22 protein-coding genes are annotated in these 21,018 nt (G+C 43.3%); 13 read left to right on the top strand and 9 right to left on the bottom strand.

The features are described 5' to 3' along the window. Positions 1-84: 84 nt before the first annotated feature. Positions 85-681 carry a hypothetical protein gene (locus tag HUW51_RS08560; RefSeq protein WP_185273557.1) on the bottom strand — a complete coding sequence of 199 codons (597 nt, stop codon included), beginning with the start codon at positions 679-681 and terminating at the stop codon, positions 85-87. Positions 682-699: 18 nt separating this feature from the next. Then, positions 700-2,220, bottom strand: coding sequence for a 2,3-bisphosphoglycerate-independent phosphoglycerate mutase (gene gpmI / locus HUW51_RS08555; RefSeq protein WP_185273556.1), 1,521 nt, complete (start codon positions 2,218-2,220; stop codon positions 700-702). A 138-nt stretch (positions 2,221-2,358) separates the two neighbouring features. Here gpmI and HUW51_RS08550 point away from each other — a divergent pair, with 138 nt between their 5' ends. From HUW51_RS08550 to HUW51_RS08520, 7 genes are all read left to right on the top strand, one after another. Continuing rightward, the gene (locus HUW51_RS08550; protein WP_185273555.1) at positions 2,359-2,766 is read left to right on the top strand and encodes a DUF4783 domain-containing protein; all 408 of its coding nucleotides are present in this window, start codon (positions 2,359-2,361) and stop codon (positions 2,764-2,766) included. A 249-nt stretch (positions 2,767-3,015) separates the two neighbouring features. Then, the gene (nadC, locus tag HUW51_RS08545; RefSeq protein ID WP_185273554.1) at positions 3,016-3,876 is read left to right on the top strand and encodes a carboxylating nicotinate-nucleotide diphosphorylase; all 861 of its coding nucleotides are present in this window, start codon (positions 3,016-3,018) and stop codon (positions 3,874-3,876) included. A gap of 164 nt (positions 3,877-4,040) precedes the next feature. Then, complete coding sequence (locus HUW51_RS08540; protein ID WP_185273553.1) at positions 4,041-4,514, top strand: YcxB family protein; 474 nt, start codon at positions 4,041-4,043, stop codon at positions 4,512-4,514. A gap of 117 nt (positions 4,515-4,631) precedes the next feature. Beyond that, the gene (locus tag HUW51_RS08535; protein WP_185273552.1) at positions 4,632-4,931 is read left to right on the top strand and encodes a hypothetical protein; all 300 of its coding nucleotides are present in this window, start codon (positions 4,632-4,634) and stop codon (positions 4,929-4,931) included. A gap of 56 nt (positions 4,932-4,987) precedes the next feature. Then, on the top strand, positions 4,988-5,275 hold the full coding sequence (locus HUW51_RS08530; RefSeq protein WP_185274669.1) for a heavy metal-binding domain-containing protein: 288 nt from the start codon (positions 4,988-4,990) through the stop codon (positions 5,273-5,275). A 263-nt stretch (positions 5,276-5,538) separates the two neighbouring features. Next, positions 5,539-6,276: a class I SAM-dependent methyltransferase gene (locus HUW51_RS08525; protein WP_185273551.1), complete on the top strand. Its 738-nt coding sequence runs from the start codon at positions 5,539-5,541 to the stop codon at positions 6,274-6,276. Between the two features lie 13 nt (positions 6,277-6,289). Then, on the top strand, positions 6,290-7,042 hold the full coding sequence (locus HUW51_RS08520; RefSeq protein WP_185273550.1) for a ZIP family metal transporter: 753 nt from the start codon (positions 6,290-6,292) through the stop codon (positions 7,040-7,042). 170 nt (positions 7,043-7,212) lie between these two features. On the opposite strand, the gene HUW51_RS08515 is transcribed toward HUW51_RS08520, so the two are convergent. From HUW51_RS08515 to HUW51_RS08495, 5 genes are all read right to left on the bottom strand, one after another. Next, complete coding sequence (locus tag HUW51_RS08515; RefSeq protein ID WP_185273549.1) at positions 7,213-10,995, bottom strand: DUF7948 domain-containing protein; 3,783 nt, start codon at positions 10,993-10,995, stop codon at positions 7,213-7,215. Between the two features lie 250 nt (positions 10,996-11,245). Continuing rightward, positions 11,246-11,647, bottom strand: a complete 402-nt coding sequence (locus HUW51_RS08510) for a septal ring lytic transglycosylase RlpA family protein (RefSeq protein ID WP_185273548.1) — start codon at positions 11,645-11,647, stop codon at positions 11,246-11,248. 8 nt (positions 11,648-11,655) lie between these two features. Next, a complete protein-coding gene (locus HUW51_RS08505) occupies positions 11,656-12,090 on the bottom strand; it encodes a nucleoside deaminase (protein WP_185273547.1) in 435 nt (144 codons plus the stop codon). 163 nt (positions 12,091-12,253) lie between these two features. Next, positions 12,254-13,015: a hypothetical protein gene (locus HUW51_RS08500; RefSeq protein ID WP_185273546.1), complete on the bottom strand. Its 762-nt coding sequence runs from the start codon at positions 13,013-13,015 to the stop codon at positions 12,254-12,256. A gap of 184 nt (positions 13,016-13,199) precedes the next feature. Then, positions 13,200-13,589, bottom strand: a complete 390-nt coding sequence (locus HUW51_RS08495) for an Hsp20/alpha crystallin family protein (protein ID WP_185273545.1) — start codon at positions 13,587-13,589, stop codon at positions 13,200-13,202. 415 nt (positions 13,590-14,004) lie between these two features. Between HUW51_RS08495 and msrA the strand changes: the two genes are divergently transcribed. Next, a complete protein-coding gene (msrA, locus tag HUW51_RS08490) occupies positions 14,005-14,691 on the top strand; it encodes a peptide-methionine (S)-S-oxide reductase MsrA (RefSeq protein WP_185273544.1) in 687 nt (228 codons plus the stop codon). Positions 14,692-14,877: 186 nt separating this feature from the next. Then, positions 14,878-15,222 (top strand): hypothetical protein, encoded by a 345-nt coding sequence (locus HUW51_RS08485; protein WP_185273543.1) that lies wholly within the window; start codon positions 14,878-14,880, stop codon positions 15,220-15,222. 44 nt (positions 15,223-15,266) lie between these two features. Here the strand turns inward: HUW51_RS08485 and HUW51_RS08480 are convergent, their stop codons facing one another. Both HUW51_RS08480 and HUW51_RS08475 read right to left on the bottom strand, forming a co-directional pair. Then, complete coding sequence (locus HUW51_RS08480; RefSeq protein WP_228466973.1) at positions 15,267-16,307, bottom strand: ferredoxin--NADP reductase; 1,041 nt, start codon at positions 16,305-16,307, stop codon at positions 15,267-15,269. A gap of 225 nt (positions 16,308-16,532) precedes the next feature. Beyond that, entirely contained in the window at positions 16,533-17,933 is a 1,401-nt protein-coding gene (locus HUW51_RS08475; RefSeq protein WP_228466972.1) for a PQQ-dependent sugar dehydrogenase, read from the bottom strand. An 842-nt stretch (positions 17,934-18,775) separates the two neighbouring features. Between HUW51_RS08475 and HUW51_RS08470 the strand changes: the two genes are divergently transcribed. The 4 genes from HUW51_RS08470 to HUW51_RS08455 all read left to right on the top strand — a co-directional run bounded on the left by HUW51_RS08470 (position 18,776) and on the right by HUW51_RS08455 (position 20,773). Beyond that, on the top strand, positions 18,776-18,970 hold the full coding sequence (locus tag HUW51_RS08470; protein ID WP_185273540.1) for a YwbE family protein: 195 nt from the start codon (positions 18,776-18,778) through the stop codon (positions 18,968-18,970). Between the two features lie 230 nt (positions 18,971-19,200). After that, complete coding sequence (locus HUW51_RS08465) at positions 19,201-19,596, top strand: DUF983 domain-containing protein (protein WP_228466971.1); 396 nt, start codon at positions 19,201-19,203, stop codon at positions 19,594-19,596. Between the two features lie 213 nt (positions 19,597-19,809). After that, on the top strand, positions 19,810-20,253 hold the full coding sequence (locus HUW51_RS08460; RefSeq protein WP_228466970.1) for an Hsp20/alpha crystallin family protein: 444 nt from the start codon (positions 19,810-19,812) through the stop codon (positions 20,251-20,253). 226 nt (positions 20,254-20,479) lie between these two features. Then, the gene (locus HUW51_RS08455) at positions 20,480-20,773 is read left to right on the top strand and encodes a hypothetical protein (protein WP_185273538.1); all 294 of its coding nucleotides are present in this window, start codon (positions 20,480-20,482) and stop codon (positions 20,771-20,773) included. Positions 20,774-21,018: the final 245 nt, after the last annotated feature.

Here is a 21,018-nt window from a genome sequence, read left to right as displayed (position 1 = left end):
TTTTAAGGCAAAAAGACAGATTAACCAATAATACTTATAAACCCGGATAAATTTTGATGCTAATTTTTTAAAAATTAGTCTAATTTATTGAATATCTCCTTGTACGGTATACTGCAACGGATCAAAGAAAATGGTTTTTTGAGTACCGCTTATTCGGTATGCTACAATGCGGTTTTTACCATTAACCGGTGCGCACCTCAACGAAAAATTTTTTCCGGATTTTACCAGATAATTGTTTTCCCGGTGCCGGCCCGTAACCGCTACAACCTGCTTATCCGCAGATGTAATTACTTCTAAATATTCGACCGGGGTGTCGCGGTAACCTGCTCGTTGGCGGTAAATGGTTTTAGTTTGACCATTGGTGGTAGGACTGGTGGTTACATCGTAAGCGGCCCGTAGGGCGGGTTTATTAATATCGGCTTGGGTAAAAGTTTCCAGCTCCTGTTCCCAATTTATATTTTGCAACACCTTAGTTTCGGGCGAGTCGGGTAGGGCGGTTATGGTCTTTTTTACTTTTACCTGACTGGCTTGCAGCAGCTCAGCTTGCTCCGAAATAAAGGCGCTTAAATTAAAATATGCCGGAGCAGCAGTTGCCTTCAGATCCGGTTCTACCGGTTCGTTTTGGCAACTGCTCCCCCAGATAAGGTTTAAAATCAGGAAAATTTTAAAAAAATACTTCAAAATAAAATTTTAAGCCGGCTATAATAACGAATGTCCCGTCATGTCGGGTGGTTGAGGTATACCCATTAATTGCAAAATGGTTGGGGCTAAATCGCCTAATTTACCGTTCTGCAAAGTTCCCTGGTAATCGTTAGAAGCCAGAATAAAAGGTACTAAGTTGGTAGTATGCGCTGTATTGGGAGTACCATCCGGATTTACCATCATTTCGGCGTTACCGTGGTCGGCAATAATAATACAGGCGTAATCGCTTGCTAAAGCAGTAGTTACTACAGCTTCGGCGCATTGGTCCACGGTTTCTACGGCTTTTACCGCGGCTTCAAACACGCCGGTGTGGCCTACCATGTCGGGGTTAGCAAAGTTTAAACAAATAAAATCGGCAGTTTTATCGCGTAGCTCCGGCACAATAAGATCGCGCAGTTCAAAGGCACTCATTTCGGGCTTTAAATCGTAAGTAGCTACTTTGGGTGAGGCTGCCATTAAACGTTTTTCGCCGGTAAAAACGGCTTCACGCCCTCCCGAAAAGAAAAACGTAACGTGCGGGTATTTCTCTGTTTCGGCAATTCTAATTTGAGTTTTACCTGCGTTAGCTACTACTTCGCCCAGTGTGTTATTTAAATTATCTTTATCAAAAATTGGCTTTACGCCCACAAAGCTGTCGTCGTAGTTGGTGAGGGTTAAATAATACAAGTTAAGCTTGTGCATATTCTGCTCATGAAAATCGCGCTGGGTTAAGGCTTGCGTAATTTCGCGGCCCCGGTCCGTACGGAAGTTAAAACACAATACCACATCTCCTTCTTCTATTAACGCCACTGGTTTACCGCCTGTATCTATTTTTACAATCGGCTTCACAAATTCGTCGGTTACGCCGGCCAAGTAAGAATCGCGCAACGATTGAATGGGATTAGTAGTAGCCTGGCCAATACCGTGTACCATTAAGTCGTAGGCTTCTTTTACCCGTTCCCAGCGGTTATCGCGGTCCATGGCGTAATAACGGCCCACTACAGAAGCTAACTCCCCGGTAGTTTGGTGCATGTGGTTTTCCAGGTCTTCCAGGTAACCTACGCCGCCTTTCGGGTCAGTGTCGCGCCCATCGGTAAAAGCATGCACAAATACGTGTTTTAAACCTTTGTCGGCAGCAATACTGCAAAGGGCTTTTAAATGATCCAGATGCGAGTGTACCCCACCATCAGATACCAGGCCCATAAAATGCACTTTTTTATTTTGATTTACGGCGTAATCTAAAGCATCGGCCAGTACCGGCATCTTTTCTAGTTCGTGCTCGCGGATAGAAACATTTATTTTAACTAAATCCTGATACACTACCCGGCCGGCACCAATATTCATGTGGCCAACTTCTGAATTTCCCATCTGCCCTTCGGGTAAGCCTACGGCTTCGCCGGATGCTTCTAATTTAGCGTGCGGAAAACGCTGGTAAAGCGAGTCTACAAACGGGGTATTCGCCTGATCTACAGCCGAAACAACCGGATTGGTAGAAATACCCCACCCATCCAGAATGATTAAAATAACTTTTTTATTCATGCTGCAAATATAATATTCTGGCGTAAAATCTATAATTTTTATTAACTTGTCGCTCCCAAATCCTAAGAATATAATAATATTAAGACGCACCTTGGCACAATTTTGGTGGGTGAGTCGGTTGATTACTTTATCATACTTATGAAAAAAATTAAATTAGTCCTGACGATGCTGGCGCTGGTAGCTACCTCTTTGGTGTTTACTGGCCAAACATACGCGCAGGACGATGTGCTGAGCGGCATTCGGGCAGCACTAAGTGGAGGTAATTCGCGAGATTTAGCCCAATATTTTAATACGTCCGTAGAAGTAGGAATAGATGGTAACAAATCTACTTACAGCCAAACCCAAGCCGAATTTGTTCTTCGCGATTTTTTTAGTAAACAAGCTCCAACTGGTTTAGAAAAACTACACAGCGGCGCCTCGGACCAGGGATTAACTTACGAGATTATGAAATATAAGTACAACGGTGGCTCTTACCGCGTAATGGTGTACATTAAGCAATTTAAAGGCGAAAACCTGATTGATACAATTGAGTTTACTAAAGAGTAAAGCATGGGTATATAACTACTTTTTTTAAAATTTCACTTTTCTAGATACCAGAAAGCGCGGCTTTGTTCAAAGTCGCGCTTTTTATTTTCTGAAGTTTTAAGTTGATCAATTACTTTTTTTAAATTTTTAATGGAGGCGGATTAAAAAACCTGCATCATGATTTCGTCGTTTTGTTAGTTCAGGTAATTATAAATCGGCAACTTGCCATTTGTAACGTATAACTTGCCACCTGCATTTAAGAATTAGCCCGTGAGACCACCCTATATACCCGACGAAAGTTTACAGCATTTTATAAAGCAAGCTTTAGCTGAAGACATCGGCGACGGCGACCATTCTTCGCTGGCATCTATTCCGGATAGCGCCAAAAACGAAGCCAAGCTGCTCGTAAAAGGCACCGGCATTCTGGCCGGAGTAGAACTAGCCCAGGAAATAATCCGGGTAGTAGATGCAAGCCTTACTTTAGAAGTATTTTTAACGGATGGCACACCCGTAAAACCAGGCGATATTGCGTTTCACGTAGCCGGTAAAGCCCAGTCTATTTTAACCGCAGAAAGGCTAGTTTTAAATTGCATGCAGCGCATGAGCGGCATTGCCACGTATACTCACCGGCTAAACCAACTAATTGCCGGCACCAACGCCCGCTTACTGGATACCCGCAAAACCACGCCTAACTTTAGAATGATGGAGAAATGGGCAGTATTAATAGGAGGGGGCGTAAACCACCGTTACGGCTTGTTTGATATGATTATTTTAAAAGATAATCACGTAGATTATGCTGGGGGCATTAAACAAGCCATTGCGGCTACCCACGACTATTTACAACGCACCAACCGGCAGTTAAGAATTGTAGTGGAAACCCGCAACTTATCGGAAGTACAGCAAGTGCTGGATACCGGCGGGATAGATCGCATTATGCTCGACAACATGAACCCAGACCAGTTACGCGAAGCCGTGCAACTCATAAATGGCCGTTTCCCCACCGAAGCGTCGGGGGGCATCACCGATGAAACCATTGCCGCCATTGCTGCTACCGGGGTAGATTATATTTCGGTGGGAGCCCTTACACATTCTATCCGCAGCCTGGACCTGAGCTTAAAAGCACGCAAATAAAACTTGTTTGTATTAGAAATTAAGTTGTTAAATCTGGTTCAGAACCGGTAAAAATATATGCCTGCTTTTTTTACAAGGCAAATTTTTACCTACTTTTGTACCCGATTGTAGCGCATCTGTTTTACAGTCCCTAATTTCTAATTCATAATTTCTAATTTATTTCCGTGATTATTAAAACCAAAAAGTACAAGCTGGAAACAAGTACGTACATTAAAATGGCTATGCTGGAACTACTGCGAAAACAATGGTGGTTCATTTTTGGCCCGATTGCTTTAGCTTGCCTGGCCTTTATCTGGCCTTCGTGGTGGTTTATTTCTGGGGCTATTTTAATTGTAGTGCTTTATTTGTTATTCTGGGCAGTACAGTTTACTGGCGTTACGCAATTAGAGCAAAACAAAATTATATTCGAGAAAATGGCGTACGAGATTGATGGCCGCCAAATTTTAATGAAAATAAACGAAAAGCAAGGCATGCCCGTAAACTGGGAAATGATTAAAACAGCCAAGAAAACCAAGGATGCGTATTTATTATCGCTATCTAAGGCGCAGTTTATTCATTTGCCTTTCCGGATTTTTAATAATCCCAATGATTTAAAAATGATGGATGCCTACCTGAAACGTAAAAATTTAATTGCTTAACTCCGGAGCTATAGCTTGGCCTTAAAGCAAATAAATAAAACGTTTTAGTATCTATTTTTTAAAAGTTATCGTTTTTACAGATTTATAAACCCGTTAGAATTAATCGATAATAAATAAATGACTACAAAAGCCTTTACCTTAGCCTTGGTTCTGGGCACCGCCTTTATGGTAGCCTGCAGTAGCGAGCCTTCTGATTTACGTCCAGACAAGAAAGTTTCCGTAGATTACGTGCCAGCCGGTACCCGCAACTCGTCTAATCTGGATAATACCAAAGATAATAGCGGTCACGACAATGCGCGGCAAGATGTAAACCTGAACCACGATGAGCACGCAAACAAGGCGCTCGATGATTCTAAAGAACAGGTAAAAGACGCTACAAAAACTAACCAAAGCAGTTCCGTAGAAAACCACGAATAGTTGGTGCAACTATTTACCCGTGCTGTTTAACTGGCTAACTTACTTTTTTATATAAAATGAATTTTAAAAAAATAGCTTTAGGCCTGGCGCTGGTGAGCAGTGGTTATTTAAGCGCCTGCAATAAACCTGCTACCGAAGAAAATACAACTGCAACCGAAGCTGCCGAAACAAGTACGCCGAGCACGGCTGCCGATTCTGCCAGCACGGCGCAGTTTGCCTATATTTGCCCCATGAAATGCGAAGGCAGCGCCAGCCATGAGCCCGGCAAATGTCCGGTTTGCAGCATGGACCTGGTTAAAAACCCGGATTTTAAAGGCACTGCATCCGATTCAACCGCTTTGTAAATAAATTTTATACTAGCGAACCACAGGCCGGTAAGTTTAAACTTACCGGCCTTTTTGCTTTGTTGTATGCTGAACGCGGTAAATTAAATTTATGAAAATGCTATAGGGTTCTCCGGAAAATAAAATTTTTAAAAATTCATATTTCTAAAAGGCCCAAGACCCGGTTTTTGCTATTTTACCCCAGCTATTCTGCTTTAAATAGTTTTCTCTGGCTTTGTTTCATAAATAACTCTTACCTTTGCGGCCACTTAATAAAAACACCCATGTACCAGCAAGAGGAAGAGTGGTTCAGTACCTGGTTTAACTCACCGTATTACCATATTTTGTACCGGAACCAAGATGTTCAGGAAGCCCACGCCTTTATTGACAAATTAATTGCTCATTTAAATACCAAGCTCACTTACCAGCTTTTAGAGATGGGTTGCGGCAACGGACAACACGCCGTTTACCTTAATCAAAAAGGATATACCGTTACCGGCCTTGATTTTTCAGAAAAAAATATTGCCCGCGCCAAACCCTTGGAAAACGAGCAATTACATTTTTACCAGCACGACATGCGGGACATTTTCCGGACCGCTTACTACGATTTAATTTTAAATTTATTTACCCGTTTCGGTTACTTTGGTAGCGAAACCGAAAATGTAGTGGCATTGCGCTCTACGGTGTCGGCCATTAAACCCGGCGGCAAACTGGTTATCGATTTCATGAATACCAATTACGCTATTCAGCACCTAAGCAGTAGCGAAGAAAAAGTAATCGATGGTATTTTATTCCGTATTTCTGAGAAGGTAGAGAAAGGTTTTATTGTAAAAACCATTTCGGTAACCGACCAAGGGCAGGAGCATACTTTTTATGAGAAAGTACGGGCGCTTACCTACGATCAGTTTATGGAATATTTCCGGATGACGAGTTTGCGCCTGGTAAATGTATTTGGTTCGTATGATCTGGAGCCTTATAACCCAGATACCAGCGAGCGGTTAATTTTTGTTCTTAAAAAATAACGCATCGTTCCGTATGCTTTTAGCCAGTATTGTTTTATTTCTAACGGTTATGTTTTCGGGTGCCCTGGTGCGCTTTTTTCCGCAGCATAACCAAAAATGGCTGAAGTTAATACTGGCTTTTAGCGGAGCGTATTTATTTACCTTAACGGTTATTCACGTACTGCCGGACGTATTGGTAGAAGCCCCGGATCCGCATGCCGTTGGTTATTACATTCTGGCGGGGTTCTTTCTGCAACTTATCCTGGAAATATTTTCGCAGGGCATTGAGCACGGGCACATGCACCACCACGAAAAGCAAACCGATGCCATTCCGTACCTGCTTTTGTTTTCCCTGATGGTTCACTCGTTCCTGGAAGGTAGCATTTTAATAAATGGCGAACACCAGGTTTCGGGGCACCACCATCACGCCGGTGCCGGTAACTTTTACCGGATTCTGGCGGGCATTGCCATTCATCACATCCCGGCGGCTTTTGCTTTGATGTCTATTTTGGTATCGCGGTTACAAAATTTTAAAAAAGCCTTTTTTTACCTGGGCTTTTTTGCCATTGCCTCTCCATTAGGCTTGTGGTTCAGTAATTACATATTGCACGACCAGGTGCAAACCGGTAATTTATACGTGGTTTTAACCGGTTTAGTAGCCGGTAACTTCCTGCACATTTCTACTACCATCCTGTTCGAAACCAGCCCCGAACACCATTTTAACCGGCGCAAGCTAATAGCTACCCTGGCGGGCGTGCTGCTTTCTTTACTCACCGATTGGCTGTAGTTGGTAAGCTATAGAAAGCCCTAGCATCCTTTTACCAGTAGATAATCTTTAAGCTTTGCTTAAGCCGCTTTAAAAAGTAAAATTTTTAAAAATTTTGGGTAGACCTCCTGAAAACCCCTAGTCAATAGTCCGTTTCCATGGAGTTAATTAGAAGTTGTCTGGTCGTTTAATTAGCGCACAATTTCTACCCAGCCTTTCCAATTATTGCCTTTGCTATTAGTTAAATGGTAAAAATAAATACCTTCGGGCAAATCTTTACCATCCCAGGTATTCTGGTAATTCTTTTGGTTATAAACCAACTGTCCCCAACGGTTAAATACCTTTAAATCGGTGGGCAGGCAGGTAACACCCGGTACAAAAGTATCGTTTTTACCATCGCCATTGGGTGTAAAAACATTCGGAATCAATTGCTTTTTATCGGTAATTACCCTCGTTATCAAGCTGGTCATTTCGCAGTTACCGCCAAAAAACACGGTAAGCTTTACTTCAAAATTCCCGTCTTGGGTGTACTCATGACTGGGCACAGCTTCGGTGGAAGTGGTACCATCGCCAAAATCCCAGAGATAACCTGTAGCACCGGTAGTAGCATTTAAAAATTTAGCCGTGAAAGGAGCGTACCCGCGTAGTTCCGTAGCAGAACCGCATTCGGTAGGCTCTGCGCTGGCCGCTATTTTGGGCAGTGGGTCTACCGTAATAATTTTGGTGCTGCTACCCCGGCATTCGCCCAGAGTTACCGAATAAGTAAGCACGTTAGTACCAACTACCTGAGGCCCCGGCGTAAACAAGCCATCCGGGGTAACCCCATTGCCCGACCAAGTACCGCCCGGTGGTACTGCATCCGTAATCCGGAAAGGCGCGGCATCGGCGCACACTACCATATCAGGGCTTTGCACAAACTGAATGGCAGAATTTATGGTGATCATTTTAGTAGCAGAAGCGGAGCAATTATTATTAACCACGGTATAGGTAAGCGTGTAGGTACCGGTCATATCGGCGGTAGGGGTAAAGAGCCCACTTGGACTTACGCCCGTGCCCGACCAGGTGCCACCCGCTGGCGAAAAACCCGTTAACTGAATAGGGGAGGAGCCGGAGCAAAACCGTTCGTCGGGTCCCGCAACTACCGCTGGGGTTTGGTTTACCACTACTTGTTGTTTACTAATGGAATTACAGCCGGTAGCATTTGGTAAAGTATAGATAATCGTATGGGTTCCTACGCCCGCTACGGTTGGATCAAATACGTTGCCGACTATTCCAGGGCCGGAAAAAATACCTCCCGGTAAACTGCCCGTTAACGGAATCGGTCCATTTGGTAAACAGATAGATGGAGGTAAAGTAGTAAAAGTAACTTCCGGTCCGCCTTCTACAGTAATGGTTTTGGTTCCGGTACTTACGCAACTGCCATTAGCCACGGTATAATTTATAATTTGCACCCCGATTAAATCGGGGCTGGGAGTAAACACGCCATCCGGAGTTACCCCGGGCCCGGACCAGATACCACCCGCCGGCGAGAACCCGGTGAGCTGAATGGGCTCGGCGGTCGCGCACACCGATTCATTATCGCCAGCGCGGGCGGTTACAATGTTAAAATCAAATTTAAAAGCAGCATTATTGCAGTTTTCCGACCGGTTAGTAGATGACCAGGCATTAGGCGTTGTCGGGAATAAAGAAGTGGCTCCGCAGCCCCCGCATACAGCTTGGTACACAAATCCTCGTTTATCAAACCGGCTGGTACCGCCATCTACGTGTTCTCCCCGGTTTCCGGTACCGCCAAAAAAAGTAGCGTATTCTAAAGCCGAAGCATCGCTGGATAATAACATCAGGTAAAAATCTTGTCCATCGGTGGTTGCTTGGTGCGCATTTGCGGTAACCGGCAGGCCATTGGTAGTGCCATTGGAGTAAGGAGGCCGGGTATTAACGTCGCCGCCCCAGCCGCACACGTAAATGCGGTTGCAATCGTCGACCAGAAAAGCGGTGGGGGATATATTGGTTACTACCGGGTTATCATTACTGCCGAATACCGTGGAAAAAATACTAGCGGTTAAGTTGTTGTTTAGCTTCTGAATGAACTGGCGGCCATTTGCCACGGAATATACGCCTCGGGTAACCGGATAATTACCCCGGGTTTGGCCCAGCAAATACACATTACCGGTTCCATCTAGTTGCACAAAATACGCTTGATCAAAACTGCTGGTACCCAAATACGAAACCCGTTGCAGCGTTTGCCCATCGTTACTGATTTTAGCTACAAAGCCATCGGCCGCACCTCCCAGGTAAACGGGACGGTAAGCGCCGGCAACCCCGGGTAAAGTAGGACTATTGGTACCCCCGCAGATGAAAACGGAATTAGTCGCCGCATCCAATTGAATGGAATAACCCGCATCGGTACCGGGGCCGCCCAAATACGAACTCCACTCTAAGTTACTCAGGTTAGCATTTAATTTAAATATAACAGCATCTGATTCGCCACCACCAGCCTGACTTTGAAAGCCGTTCTTAACCGGAAAATCGCTGGAAGCGGTGGAAGAAACTACGTACACATTATCTGCAGCATCCGTAATAATATCGCTCCGGAACTGGTCGCCGTAATTGTGCGTCAAAGGCGATTCCTGATCTAGCAAGCCTTCGTTCCGCGAACCGCCCATAAACGTGGAGGCCAATAGCGCTGATCCATCGGGACTGAGCCGACTAATTATCAAATCGGACCCTAAACCAAAACCAATGCCCGGTAGGGGATAAGTGGCCACCCGATTGCCATTAACTGTGGTTAAGTCGCCTTTGAAGTTAGGGTTTACGGCACCATCCGTTACCGGATAATCCCCGGAGCTGGTGGTACCCAGCACCATGAGTTCATTTTTACTATTTACCACCAAACTACTGGGCAGATCGGCGCGACTACCGCCTAAATACGTAGCATACACCAACGAAGCTGGTCCGCTAGCGGTTGGGTTATATTTTAAAATGGCAATGTCCCAGCCCCCGTTAACCCCCAGGTCCACATCCGCGGAGCCATTCCAATCTATGTCGTAAGCACCGATTGTGGCCGGAAACCCGACCGCCGTGGTAGCGCCTCCGGAATACATATTACCCTCGTTATCGTACGTAGCCGTAAATCCCCAATTATCGGCAATAGAACCACTAAACGACGAAAAAATTAATTCCGGATCGATAAGCAAAGGTACATTAGGAGCATAGCCCGCCGGGAAATCAAACGAAAGCACTTTGCCCGTTAATTTAAACCGGCATGGCACTTCGCGCAACTGGCCGTTAATGGTTTGAAAAGCAACCGGCTTGCGCTCAATTACGGTAGTAACCGAAGTAGTAATTCGTAAATCGCCGTTGGCCAGCAGGGCTACTGCAGCTCCATCGTAATGTAATTTAATTTGATTGGGATTGGTATTGGGCTGAAGCAGGAATTCGTACTTTAAATGAGCTTCTTTCTGATAAAGACGCATGGCCACTCCATTGTATAAATTCTGGTACTTTACCTCACCGTAACTTTTCACCCCAGAAGCCCATTTGCGCGGATCGTTACCCAGGTAATAGTTCCGGAGGCCGGGCCGCAAATCAGCACCACTTACTTTAACCGTATTTTTTGTAGCATTTAAAAAAGTAACCTTATAAGCGTGCCCTTTCACCTTCATCGGAAGCGCTGCAGTCCGTACGGGAACAGGGCGGTCGCTGTGGTGATTAGGTAACTGGGAGCCATCGAGAAAGGTATAAATAAAACTTGCATCTTGCAGAAAAAGGCGGCCATCGGGTAAATCGGCAGCAAAGCGTACGGAGGCGGGCCACTGGTTTTTGTTTTGGATAAATTGAAGACTCTTATCCCCAACGGGCTGGTTATTCATTCGGGCCGGCATCGCCGATGGCCTCGCGATTTGCGCCTGGGCAACAGAAAAAACAGAAAGACAACCAATAAGCAGTTTGCTGAAGAGAGTTAAAAATTGCTTCATACGCATAAACTTCTGAACTATAAATATATTAAGAAGTTTTGATTCCTTGCTCCTCCGCTAGATTTTCTGTAGCGGTTCCGAATTATCACTACCCCAGCGCTACTATCTGAGCCGGCCCCACTACGGTTGGTAAAAACCCATTTAAAGCTTCGTACACCTCTTGTTAAAACGTATTATTAAGATTGTAATTTTAAGTGCCTATTTCTGAGCTTACGTACATTTTTTTAAAAATTTCTCTTTTCGCTTACCCTTACGAAGAGCTCTTCTTTGGCTTAAGTACTTTTAATTTTACCGGTGCCACGCCAGCCTGAATAATGCCTAACCTGCCGGCGGCAGCCCGCGATAAATCCAAAATGCGGCCGCGGGTATGCGGTCCCCGGTCGGTAATTTTAACTTTTACCGACCGGTGGTTTTTGGGATTCGTAACTTTTACCCGGGTACCCAGCGGCAGTTTTTTATGTGCGGCGGTTAACTTGCCTTTGCGGTAAGGTTGGCCGTTCGCCATTTTTTTACCCTGAAACTTATCGGCGTAGTAAGATGCATTGCCCTGTTCGGTGTAGCCTTTCCAGGAAGTAGCATTACGGACACAACTACTAAATAGGCAAGCAATAACCAGAGCGAAAAACCAACTACGGAATTTAAAAAAAAGCATACTACCCACTAAAGTTCCATAATATCTTCGTTCCAGATTTCGGGCTTGGCCTGAATAAATTGCTGCATCATGGCCACACATTCCGGCAAATTGAGGTCTACTACTTCTACGCCGTGCGATTCCAGAAAAGCCCGGGCACCACTAAAAGTCTGCGACTCGCCCACCACTACTTTCGGAATTTTAAACTGCACAATGGTACCTGCGCACATGTAACAAGGCATTAAAGTAGAGTAAATAACAGTATCGCGATAGCTGCCGATGCGGCCGGCGTTATTTAAGCAATCCATTTCGCCGTGCAGAATGGGGTTATTTTCCTGCACCCGCTTGTTATGGCCGCGCGCTACCAACTTGCCATTTTTAACTAAAACCGAACCAATGGGAATACCACCTTCCGCTAAACCTTGCTGCGCCTCGGCAATCGCCATTTTCATAAATTCGTCCATGTTGTATATTTAAGTAGATACCTAAAAATTTAAAATCGCTTGCCCGTACCCGCTCTTTCTTACTTAATTTTTTAAAATTTTAATATTTAAGCGAAGCTCTATGTACCAGGTTTATTTTATTAAAATCTGAATTTAACTAACCCGGTTTATTTTAAGAACTAAATTACCGTTGTCCGGGCGGTTCTTGGGCCAGATCGTAATTATAAAGTTCAATGGCTTCGTTCAAGTGATCCTTTTGAAACAAATTCATTAGCCACGGAATCGCGGCCAAACCTAAACCCAGGTACAGAGTTGGATCAGCCCGATTTACTACGCTTGGCCCCGTATTTCTGATTGAATTCACCAACCCGTAAACAAACACGCCCGAGCCCAGTACTGTTAAACCTGTTTGCAAGCGCTTACCCCGGCGGTATTTCTCGAGCACCTCTATGCTACCAGCGTTCTCCGAAAGGGCACCTCTCAAGTTCTGGTAATTTAAATCGGCCAGCGGCCCGCCATCTTTAGAGAAATAATACACCCGGCGGGTAGATGGCATGCCATAACCATATCCTCCATAACCATAAGGCCCGTACATGCCCGGGTAATAATTATCGTACGACGTTTTAGAAGTATAAAATTTAGAAATTTTGCCCACCGACACACGCTTGGCAAAATCAGAGCGTTTGCTGTTGCTCACGCGGGTATAAAAACCTTGCTGGTCCTGAAAGTACTGCACTCCAGCCAGGTCGTACTGCGCCGAGTCGTCTATTAAAATAAAACTTTTCTTGAAAACCGGCGACTTTACCTGCAGTTTGCGGGCGTATATGCGCTGGCCATTATTTAAACCAACAAACAAACCGGGCTCCTGCAAGTTAGTAGTACCTGTTTGTCCGTAGGTATTCCAAACAAGCAAACCCAAGAAGAGAAGAAGAAAGTACTTTTTCATGCTAATTAAACGCACCTCCAAGGAGCTAGCGTATCTGGGCAAGATAAGCGATTTAAACATTTTTATAATTGTTCTTGGGTTCATTTATCGCGGCAGCTAGCCTTTATTTATGAAGAAGAGCCGCTAAAACGAAAAAAGGATGCTTTGCGGGCATCCTTTTTTCGTTTTAGCGGCTCCTGGCGGCTTAATCTTTAATATCGATATCTATGTTACGGGTTTTATAAACTGATGTGTGGTAAGGCAAACGCACCTGCAATTCGTGATTTTCGAATACCGCATCAATACGCGATAAATCTATTTGCGGCGGCAGCGTAAACTGCTGGCTAAATAATGGCATAGCAGTTTCAGATTCTTCATCGAAACGGTGAGCCGCCATAACGGTTAATTGATTTTGGTTTAATGCTATATGAAAAGCTTCCGGACTTACTGAAGGAATAAAAACCCGGATAATAGCCCCTTTCTCGAGTTTATCTACTTTTACCTGGGGCAAAGCAATACCCCCACCCAAGGTATTTAATACATCAATCTGGTGGGCAATTTGCTGTAAAAACTCTTTATTTTTAATTAGCTTCATCTCTATCTCCTAGGTAATGTTACCCTTGGATTTATACAAACGCCGTACCACGCGGTTTAAGTAGCCTTACCGTTCATTTAAATAGCCAATTCCAGACATAATGGCTTCTATTTTAATTCTACAGCGACATAATGACCGAATCTATATATATCCTGATTATTATCCAGCCTGGCGGGGAAAGCAGCGGGGTAGAAACGCTAAATTGTACGCCTTACCATCCTCTTCTACAGAAATATTTTTAAAAATTTATCTTTAAAGCCAAAGCAGTAATATATTCGTAGGTATAATTATTGAAGTAAAAATTTACACATCCGTAGAATAATGCAAAGCGCTAAACCAAGACGTACCTTTTGTTTGTTGTGTTTATAAAGCTTACCATTTTGTGTAATTGTACCTGTTTTAATGTATGCCTGATATGAATCGAATGTTTGTTAATTTATTTGCAGTATTACTGATAGCCCTGCAATCCTGCACCGAGGCTAAAACCAAACCAATAACCACGCCTCCGTTGCCTCCACTTTCTGCGGCTGAAGTAAAAGCCCGGGGCTTTGAACTGGCTACTTTTGCGGGTGGCTGTTTTTGGTGCACCGAAGCTGTTTTTGAACGTTTGCGGGGCGTAGACCGGGTAATATCCGGTTATAGTGGCGGCCCTGAGAAAAACCCAACTTACGAGCAAGTAGGTGCCGGCGAAACGGGTCACGCAGAGTCTATTCAAATTTACTACGATCCCAAGCAGGTTACTTACCCCGAGTTACTAGAAGTATTTTTCGTTACCCACGATCCTACTACGTTAAACCGCCAGGGTCCCGACATTGGTAAGCAATACCGCTCGGCTATTTTTTACCACAACGAAGAGCAAAAACAACAAGCTTTGGCTTATGTAAAAGAACTGGAAGCGAAGAAGGCTTTCCGCAACCCGATTGTAACTCAAATCCAGGCTTACAAAATGTTTTATCCGGCTGAAGATTACCACCAGGATTATTACGAACATAACCCGGAGAACCCTTACGTTCAGTCGGTAACGGCCCCTAAAGTGCACAAGTTTGAGAAGCAGTTTCGGGATAAATTAAAAACTACGGCTTTAAAAGCTAGCGCGAAATAATACGTATAAGAACCAGAATAACAAAAACGGCTACCCAGATCAGGTAGCCGTTTTTGTTATCTCAATTTCTAAAAAAATTTATTTACATAGTACCTTGCAATACATAATACTATGTTTATCTTTGTACCGGTAGTCGCAACGAGTGTTACCTACCAACAAATGCATTATTTATAAACAACCGGAACTATGAAACGAGCCACTCTGCCCATTTTCTTTGCTGGTAGTAAGAGATGGGCTACATTCATCATAATACTAATCCTGAATACCGCATGTGCCTTATCCAGTGAAGCGCAGGGTTATTCGGAGGAGGTGAATAGTTATTTAAAAACGCAGGTAAAGGTAACCGCCATTAAAGGAGCCATACTGGTAACCGAAAATATGACGGATTGGTTGAGCCAGGCAAACGTTACTCCCGGCAGCACCAAGAAAGCAGAAAACCCAATTGCTGCGGTAACGCCTGCGCCGCAAGCACAATTAACGCTGAATAAACCTAAAAGCGCCACCACCATTAAACCAGGTAAACGGCCTTAATTTTTAAATTTTTGCGTTTGCCACCGCTTTTTTAACAAAATAAATTAAATGCGCAGGTGCACATCGCCTTTTACCGGATGCCCTACACAGGTAAGGGTTAAGCCCTGCGCTAAATCTTTGTCTGTGAGCACCTCGTTATACGATAACCAAACCTGGCCTTGGGTACATTGCGCAACGCAGTTTCCGCATCGGCCGGCTTCGCAGCTATATGGCAGTAACAAATTAGCTTCTTTTGCCGCTTGCAGAATGGTTTTAGGGTATTGCACCTTTAAGTAGTATTCTTGCTGTCGGTAACGAATTACTATTTCGTGCTCTTCTGTATCCGGAGGTAAGTTACGGACTACGGGCTTATCGGTGCTAAAATTTTCTTTCCGGATATTAGCAGCGGGAATATGGGCCTCGCGAAGCGCGTAGGTACACATGCGCATGTAATTTAACGGGCCACAAATGTAACAAAGTACCTGCTCGGGCTTTGCGGTTACGTGCTGCCCCAAAAAAGCATGCAACAAAGCTTTGTGTAAGCGGGCGCGGCTTAAATTGGCATTATTACTAAATAAAAATTCAATCTGCAACCGCCCTGCGAACTGTTGCGCCAGCAATTCTAAGTTTTTTTTAAAAATTGTTTTTTCCGGCGCGTGGTTGCTGTACAGTAACGTTATAGTTACATGCGGGTGCGCGTATAAAGCTGTTTTAAGCAACGAGTAAATAGGAGTGATGCCACTGCCGGCTGCGCAAAATAAAAGATGTTGATAAGCTGTAATATCCGCAGGTAAAGTAAATAAGCCGGCTGCCCCAATGGTGTATATCTGGTCGCCGGGTTGGGCATAATCTACTAATTGCCGGGAAAAAAGCCCATTCTGGATGCGCTTAACGCCAATGGTTAAAGGCTCCTGTAATTCCGGAGAAGAGGTAATGGAATACGAGCGCCGGATTTCACCGGCATGGGTTTGCCGCACCAGCGTTAAGTATTGCCCTGCCTGGTATTCAATTTTATTTTCTGAATCTTCTGCAAAACGTATTGTTTTTACATCCTCTGCTTCTTGTTGTACTGCCGAAACCGTAAGTATTTTGTATAAAGAATTCATTGCTTTTGATAACCCATTCATCGTAATTCTTTCTCTTACGCAATTAAAACCGTTAAAGCTTTTAACTGCCGCAAATAGAATAATCTTTAAACGATAAATTCTGGATTTGGCCGGTTTTTTATACCAAGGAACCGGAATTTTGCCGGGGTTATTTACAAAGCTGGAAGCCAGGAGAAGGTAGCGCCATGCCCGGGCAGAAGTAAAACCCAGACTTTAAAAATTTACTTACCGGAAAATACTATTAAAACTTAAAATAGGAGCGGGCTCTTTAGAGAGCGGTTTTAGCAAGGTAATTTGCCCGTCGCCGCCGTACTCCGATACGTAAATATTACCTGTATTTAAATCTTCGGTTAAGTCTAAGGGCAGTAAAAAGTCTGAAAAACCAGGAATGGCTCTGCCGGGTGTTTCGCGGTTAATGGTGTTGTTCTTTCCACTGGGGTCCAACACAATAATATCGCGGTTTTCCATTAACCTAACTACTAACAACTTACCTTTTAATTGGCCTTTAAAAGCGCCTCCGCGGTATTCAATAATACCGTTTGGGGAGTGATGCATCGGAAACTCAAAAGCAAAACCCCGGTAATTAGGGTCGGGCTGGATACCCACCGGATATTGATTAAACTGGGCCGGATCGGTATTTACCGTAGGGTTTCCGCCATTTAACACGTACTCGCCCCGACTAGGGTTAGGATGCCCGTAATAGCCCCCTTTTTCTACCCGTAATAAATAATCGTTTTGGGCTTCGGCCACATTGCGGATAGCCGGTATTTTTTGACCTTTATAAACGCTACCATCCGGGCGGCGGGTGCCTTCTACCGAGGCAGGGGTATTGCCACCAGCTCCCGAACCATTGGTAGTAACATACAACTCGCCGTTGCTGTGCCAAACCAAATCGTAGGCATTCCGGATACCCGAAGCATAAATGGTTAACGGAGCCTCCGGCGCCATGGGGTCATAAGTGCCACCATCCGCTGTTTTTACATCCAGGGGCAACTCCAAAGATTTTATTTTTTTTACATCCAGGCGCAAAATAGCGGCCGATAATACATGCTCCTGGCGGTTAGCCCAGGTACTATCCGGCGCCCCCATGGCGGTATTACTGCCCTGGCAAAAGTATAAAGCTTTATCTGGGCCAAAAGCAATGCTGTTGGTTAAATGGTCTTTGGCCGAACGGGGTAAATTAACGAGTACGTCTTGTACTTCTTCTAAATTAGCGCCCGATAAGCGGGTTAATTTGCCATCCCAATCGGGTCCATCGGAGAACATGAACGAACTGTGGCTCACCCAGGCAATTAAATTGGTTGCTGTGGCAGCCGGATCAAAAGCTAAACCAATAGCTAACCGTGGTGTCCGTTTACCCCCCGCATCTTGCAAGGAGTAAATGATTTCCGGATCCATAAGGGTACCATCTGGTTTTATTATAAACCGCTTTATTTTACCATCTACCGTACAAGCATATAATTTCCCATCCGGCCCCATGGTAACACTGGTATGATGGCCCTTGGTATTTTGTAATTCAATTCGGTCGAAGGCAACTTCTTCGTTTACGGCACTTGCCAGGCGTACGTGCGATAGATCCTTTACGTCTTCCAGCAGGTGTTTTATGGCTAACCGGAGCTCTCTCAATTTTTGCTTTTGCTGTGTACAGGAAGTAACTAATCCTGACACGATTAAGAAAGCGGTAATTGCAAGAACTTGGCGTAATTTAACTCTCATTAGAACATTAAACTTCGGGATATAAAGTACCTGCCAGAATTTTCTAACAATAATCTACTTTATAACAAATATATACAAAACTAAATATATTATCTTAACTAAAAACTGATATTTATCATTTATACCTTTTATTTTACAGATTCAAACGAAATAAATGGGTTCCGGCTGCTGTTAAATTGGTAAATGGTTTCTTACAGTTGGATTAGCTAAGTACGTGTTATTAGGTTAAAAGTTGATAAATTTGGATATTTTAAAGGCCTATTGTTATAAATAAAGCATTTTATATCTTTCATTCACTATCCTGCTTAACTACTAACACGTGTTTTTATTGCTAATTCTAATTAAAATTTCAAGTTTAAATAGAAAATTTAAAAGGTATTACCAAAAACCTGGCCGAATTTTCAGTACGGGAGAAAAACAACAATACAGGGCAGTGTTATTCTTTGCAGTAAGCCGGCAAATACCAGATTGGATTACTCAAAGCAGTTAAATGATTTCTAGTTAAACAGCGCCCTAAAAACAAGTTTACCCGATGCCCCAACTATTAAACTTAAGAACAAAGGCATTTAGCTTTTTGTACAAAATTATAACGAAAATAATTAAAAAGCAGCCAACATTACTAATTGATTATCAATAAAATAAATAATTTAGCAATTTTTGATAAAACAAAAAAAGCATATTTGCCTTTTGCTTAACAAAACAGAGCTGATGGGCACCAACCATGCGCACGAAAAAAGAAAAAATTTAAAAAAATGAAAGGAACAAACCGAGCTGATATTTACCCGGGCTTAGAAGTAGCCATTATTTTAAAAAAAGATCAACGCAGCGGCAAACAGACCCAGGGCATCGTAAAAGATTTGCTTACCAGTGCGGCGTACCACTCCCGCGGAATAAAAGTGCGCCTGGAAGATGGCCAGGTAGGCCGGGTAGTAGATATTATCGAATAATATTTTGATATTCCTGGTTACGGGCTTTTGCTCGAATGAAGAAAAGCGGTTTTTACCTGTTTATTTGCCTGATAACGGCAACCCGGTTACGTTAAACAAACTTTTTAAGCTAAAGTATCAGGCTTTTACCTTAATATAAGGTAAGTTTAAGATTACTATTTAGCAGAAAAATAAATTTTGGGTATACTTTTATCCTTTAAAAGGAGTATACCTACCTGAAGACCTAACGTATGAGCAACCAGAAACCATCGTTATTATATACTGTTCTTAGTGCCAAATGCCCCCGGTGCCGCGAAGGCAATATGTTTCCGCCGGGTACTTTATACAGTAGCCGCTTTGCCGACATGTACCCGCAATGCCCTTGCTGCGGCCAAAGCTTTGAACCGGAACCTGGTTTTTATTACGGGGCCATGTACGTGAGTTTTGCTTTTAGTACCGGTATATTTCTGGCGGTGTTATTTATACTAAGCCTTTTGGTAAAAGAAGTTACGCTGGGTATGGTAATGGGCACCATTGCGGTAATTGTAATTGGTTTGCTTCCGGTTATGTTCCGGTTATCGCGGGCAGTATGGATCAACTTTTTTCTTCGCTACGAAGGCCCTTGTAACCAAATCCCGAAAAAGTAAGGTTCGGCCGCAGGCACGGGTTTATAACCTATTTATGGCTCTGTGTACGCTGCAATTTTTTCAGAATCTGGCAGGAATTTATGCCGGCAAATCTGCCAGTTTTTCAGAAAATGGGTTTGGCAAAGCATTTGTTATAAGCTAGTTAAGTTTTTTATTTAAAGGTTTAATCTCAACAAGTTAAATTTTAAGGAGGATTTAATTATGGGAACTTTAATGAAAAATGATCGCAGTTTTTTTCCGGCCATCCCTTCTTTTTTCGACGACATGTTAACCAGGGATTGGTTTAACTGGCCATTAACTCATAACTCCAGCAGTGTTTCGGTGCCAGCCGTTAACATTAAAGAAACCAATGATACTTACGAGCTGGAAGTAGCTGCTCCGGGTATGAGCAAAGAAGATTTTAAAGTAGAGTTAGATAATAACCTGCTGGTAATCTCGGCCCAAAAAGAAAGCCGACACGAAGAGAAAGATGAAAGGGGTAACTTTGCCCGCCGAGAGTTCAACTACCAGTCCTTTAGCCGTAGCTTCAGCCTGCCTGAAAGGTTAGTAAAGGGCGAAGAAATCTCTGCTAAATACAGCGATGGTATCCTTTATATTTCTGTTCCTAAAACAGAAGAAGCCAAAGTAAAACCGGCTAAACAAATTGAGATTCATTAATAACAAGAGGCGGGGCAACCCGCCTTTTTTGTTATAGTGCATTTGCCCCTAAACCTGAAAGGGGTTTAATTTCTAAGGCACCTGTTACTAAAAAGTTATTTTTTTAAAAAATTGCCTTTAATTACAGCGTCAATCAATTATTTAGCTAATTTTATATTGCCAGCCTATGAAATACCTGCGTATGTAAATACCTTTACTTTTACATCTTGCTTAAAGTATCTCTTGTATGAGTTTAAATAACTTAAGTGCTCCTGTTCTGGAAAAGTTGCGCCAGCTAACTTTTTCGGATGATAGTATCTACGACTTTTTTAGTTTAGCCAACCGAGCTTACCTGATGGTATACCTGCACGGCGGCGAGGAAAAAAAAGAGCACCTCGATAAAATAAAGAAAGTAATTGAAACGCAAATCCGCCCTTTAATTGAACAGGAATTAATTCACGAAGAAAAAGTAAATTTGTTTAACACGGCCAAAACTAACCTGGTAACCTACTTTACCGCTTACGTAAAGCAAAAGAAGTAATTAAAGTGGTACTTATCTTTAATAAGTGGAGATGTACTATTGGTCAGTTAAATTTTTAAAATAAATACCCGGAACAACCTGCTTTTGAAGCAAAAATCAGGTTTTGGTAAAAGTTGCCGAAAATTGAATAGCTTGGCCATCCATTTTAAATGAAGCGCTTATCTGCAATTAAAATAAACTGATATTCGCTAAATAAGTTTTGATCCATCCTTAAACATCCTGATAATACCAAAACAGCAAAAAAA

It is taken from the genome of Adhaeribacter swui (assembly GCF_014217805.1).
GTDB classification, from domain to species: Bacteria; Bacteroidota; Bacteroidia; order Cytophagales; family Hymenobacteraceae; genus Adhaeribacter; species Adhaeribacter swui.
The sequence above is the reverse complement of the archived record's forward strand: the minus strand, read 5'-3'. Positions and strand labels throughout refer to the sequence as shown.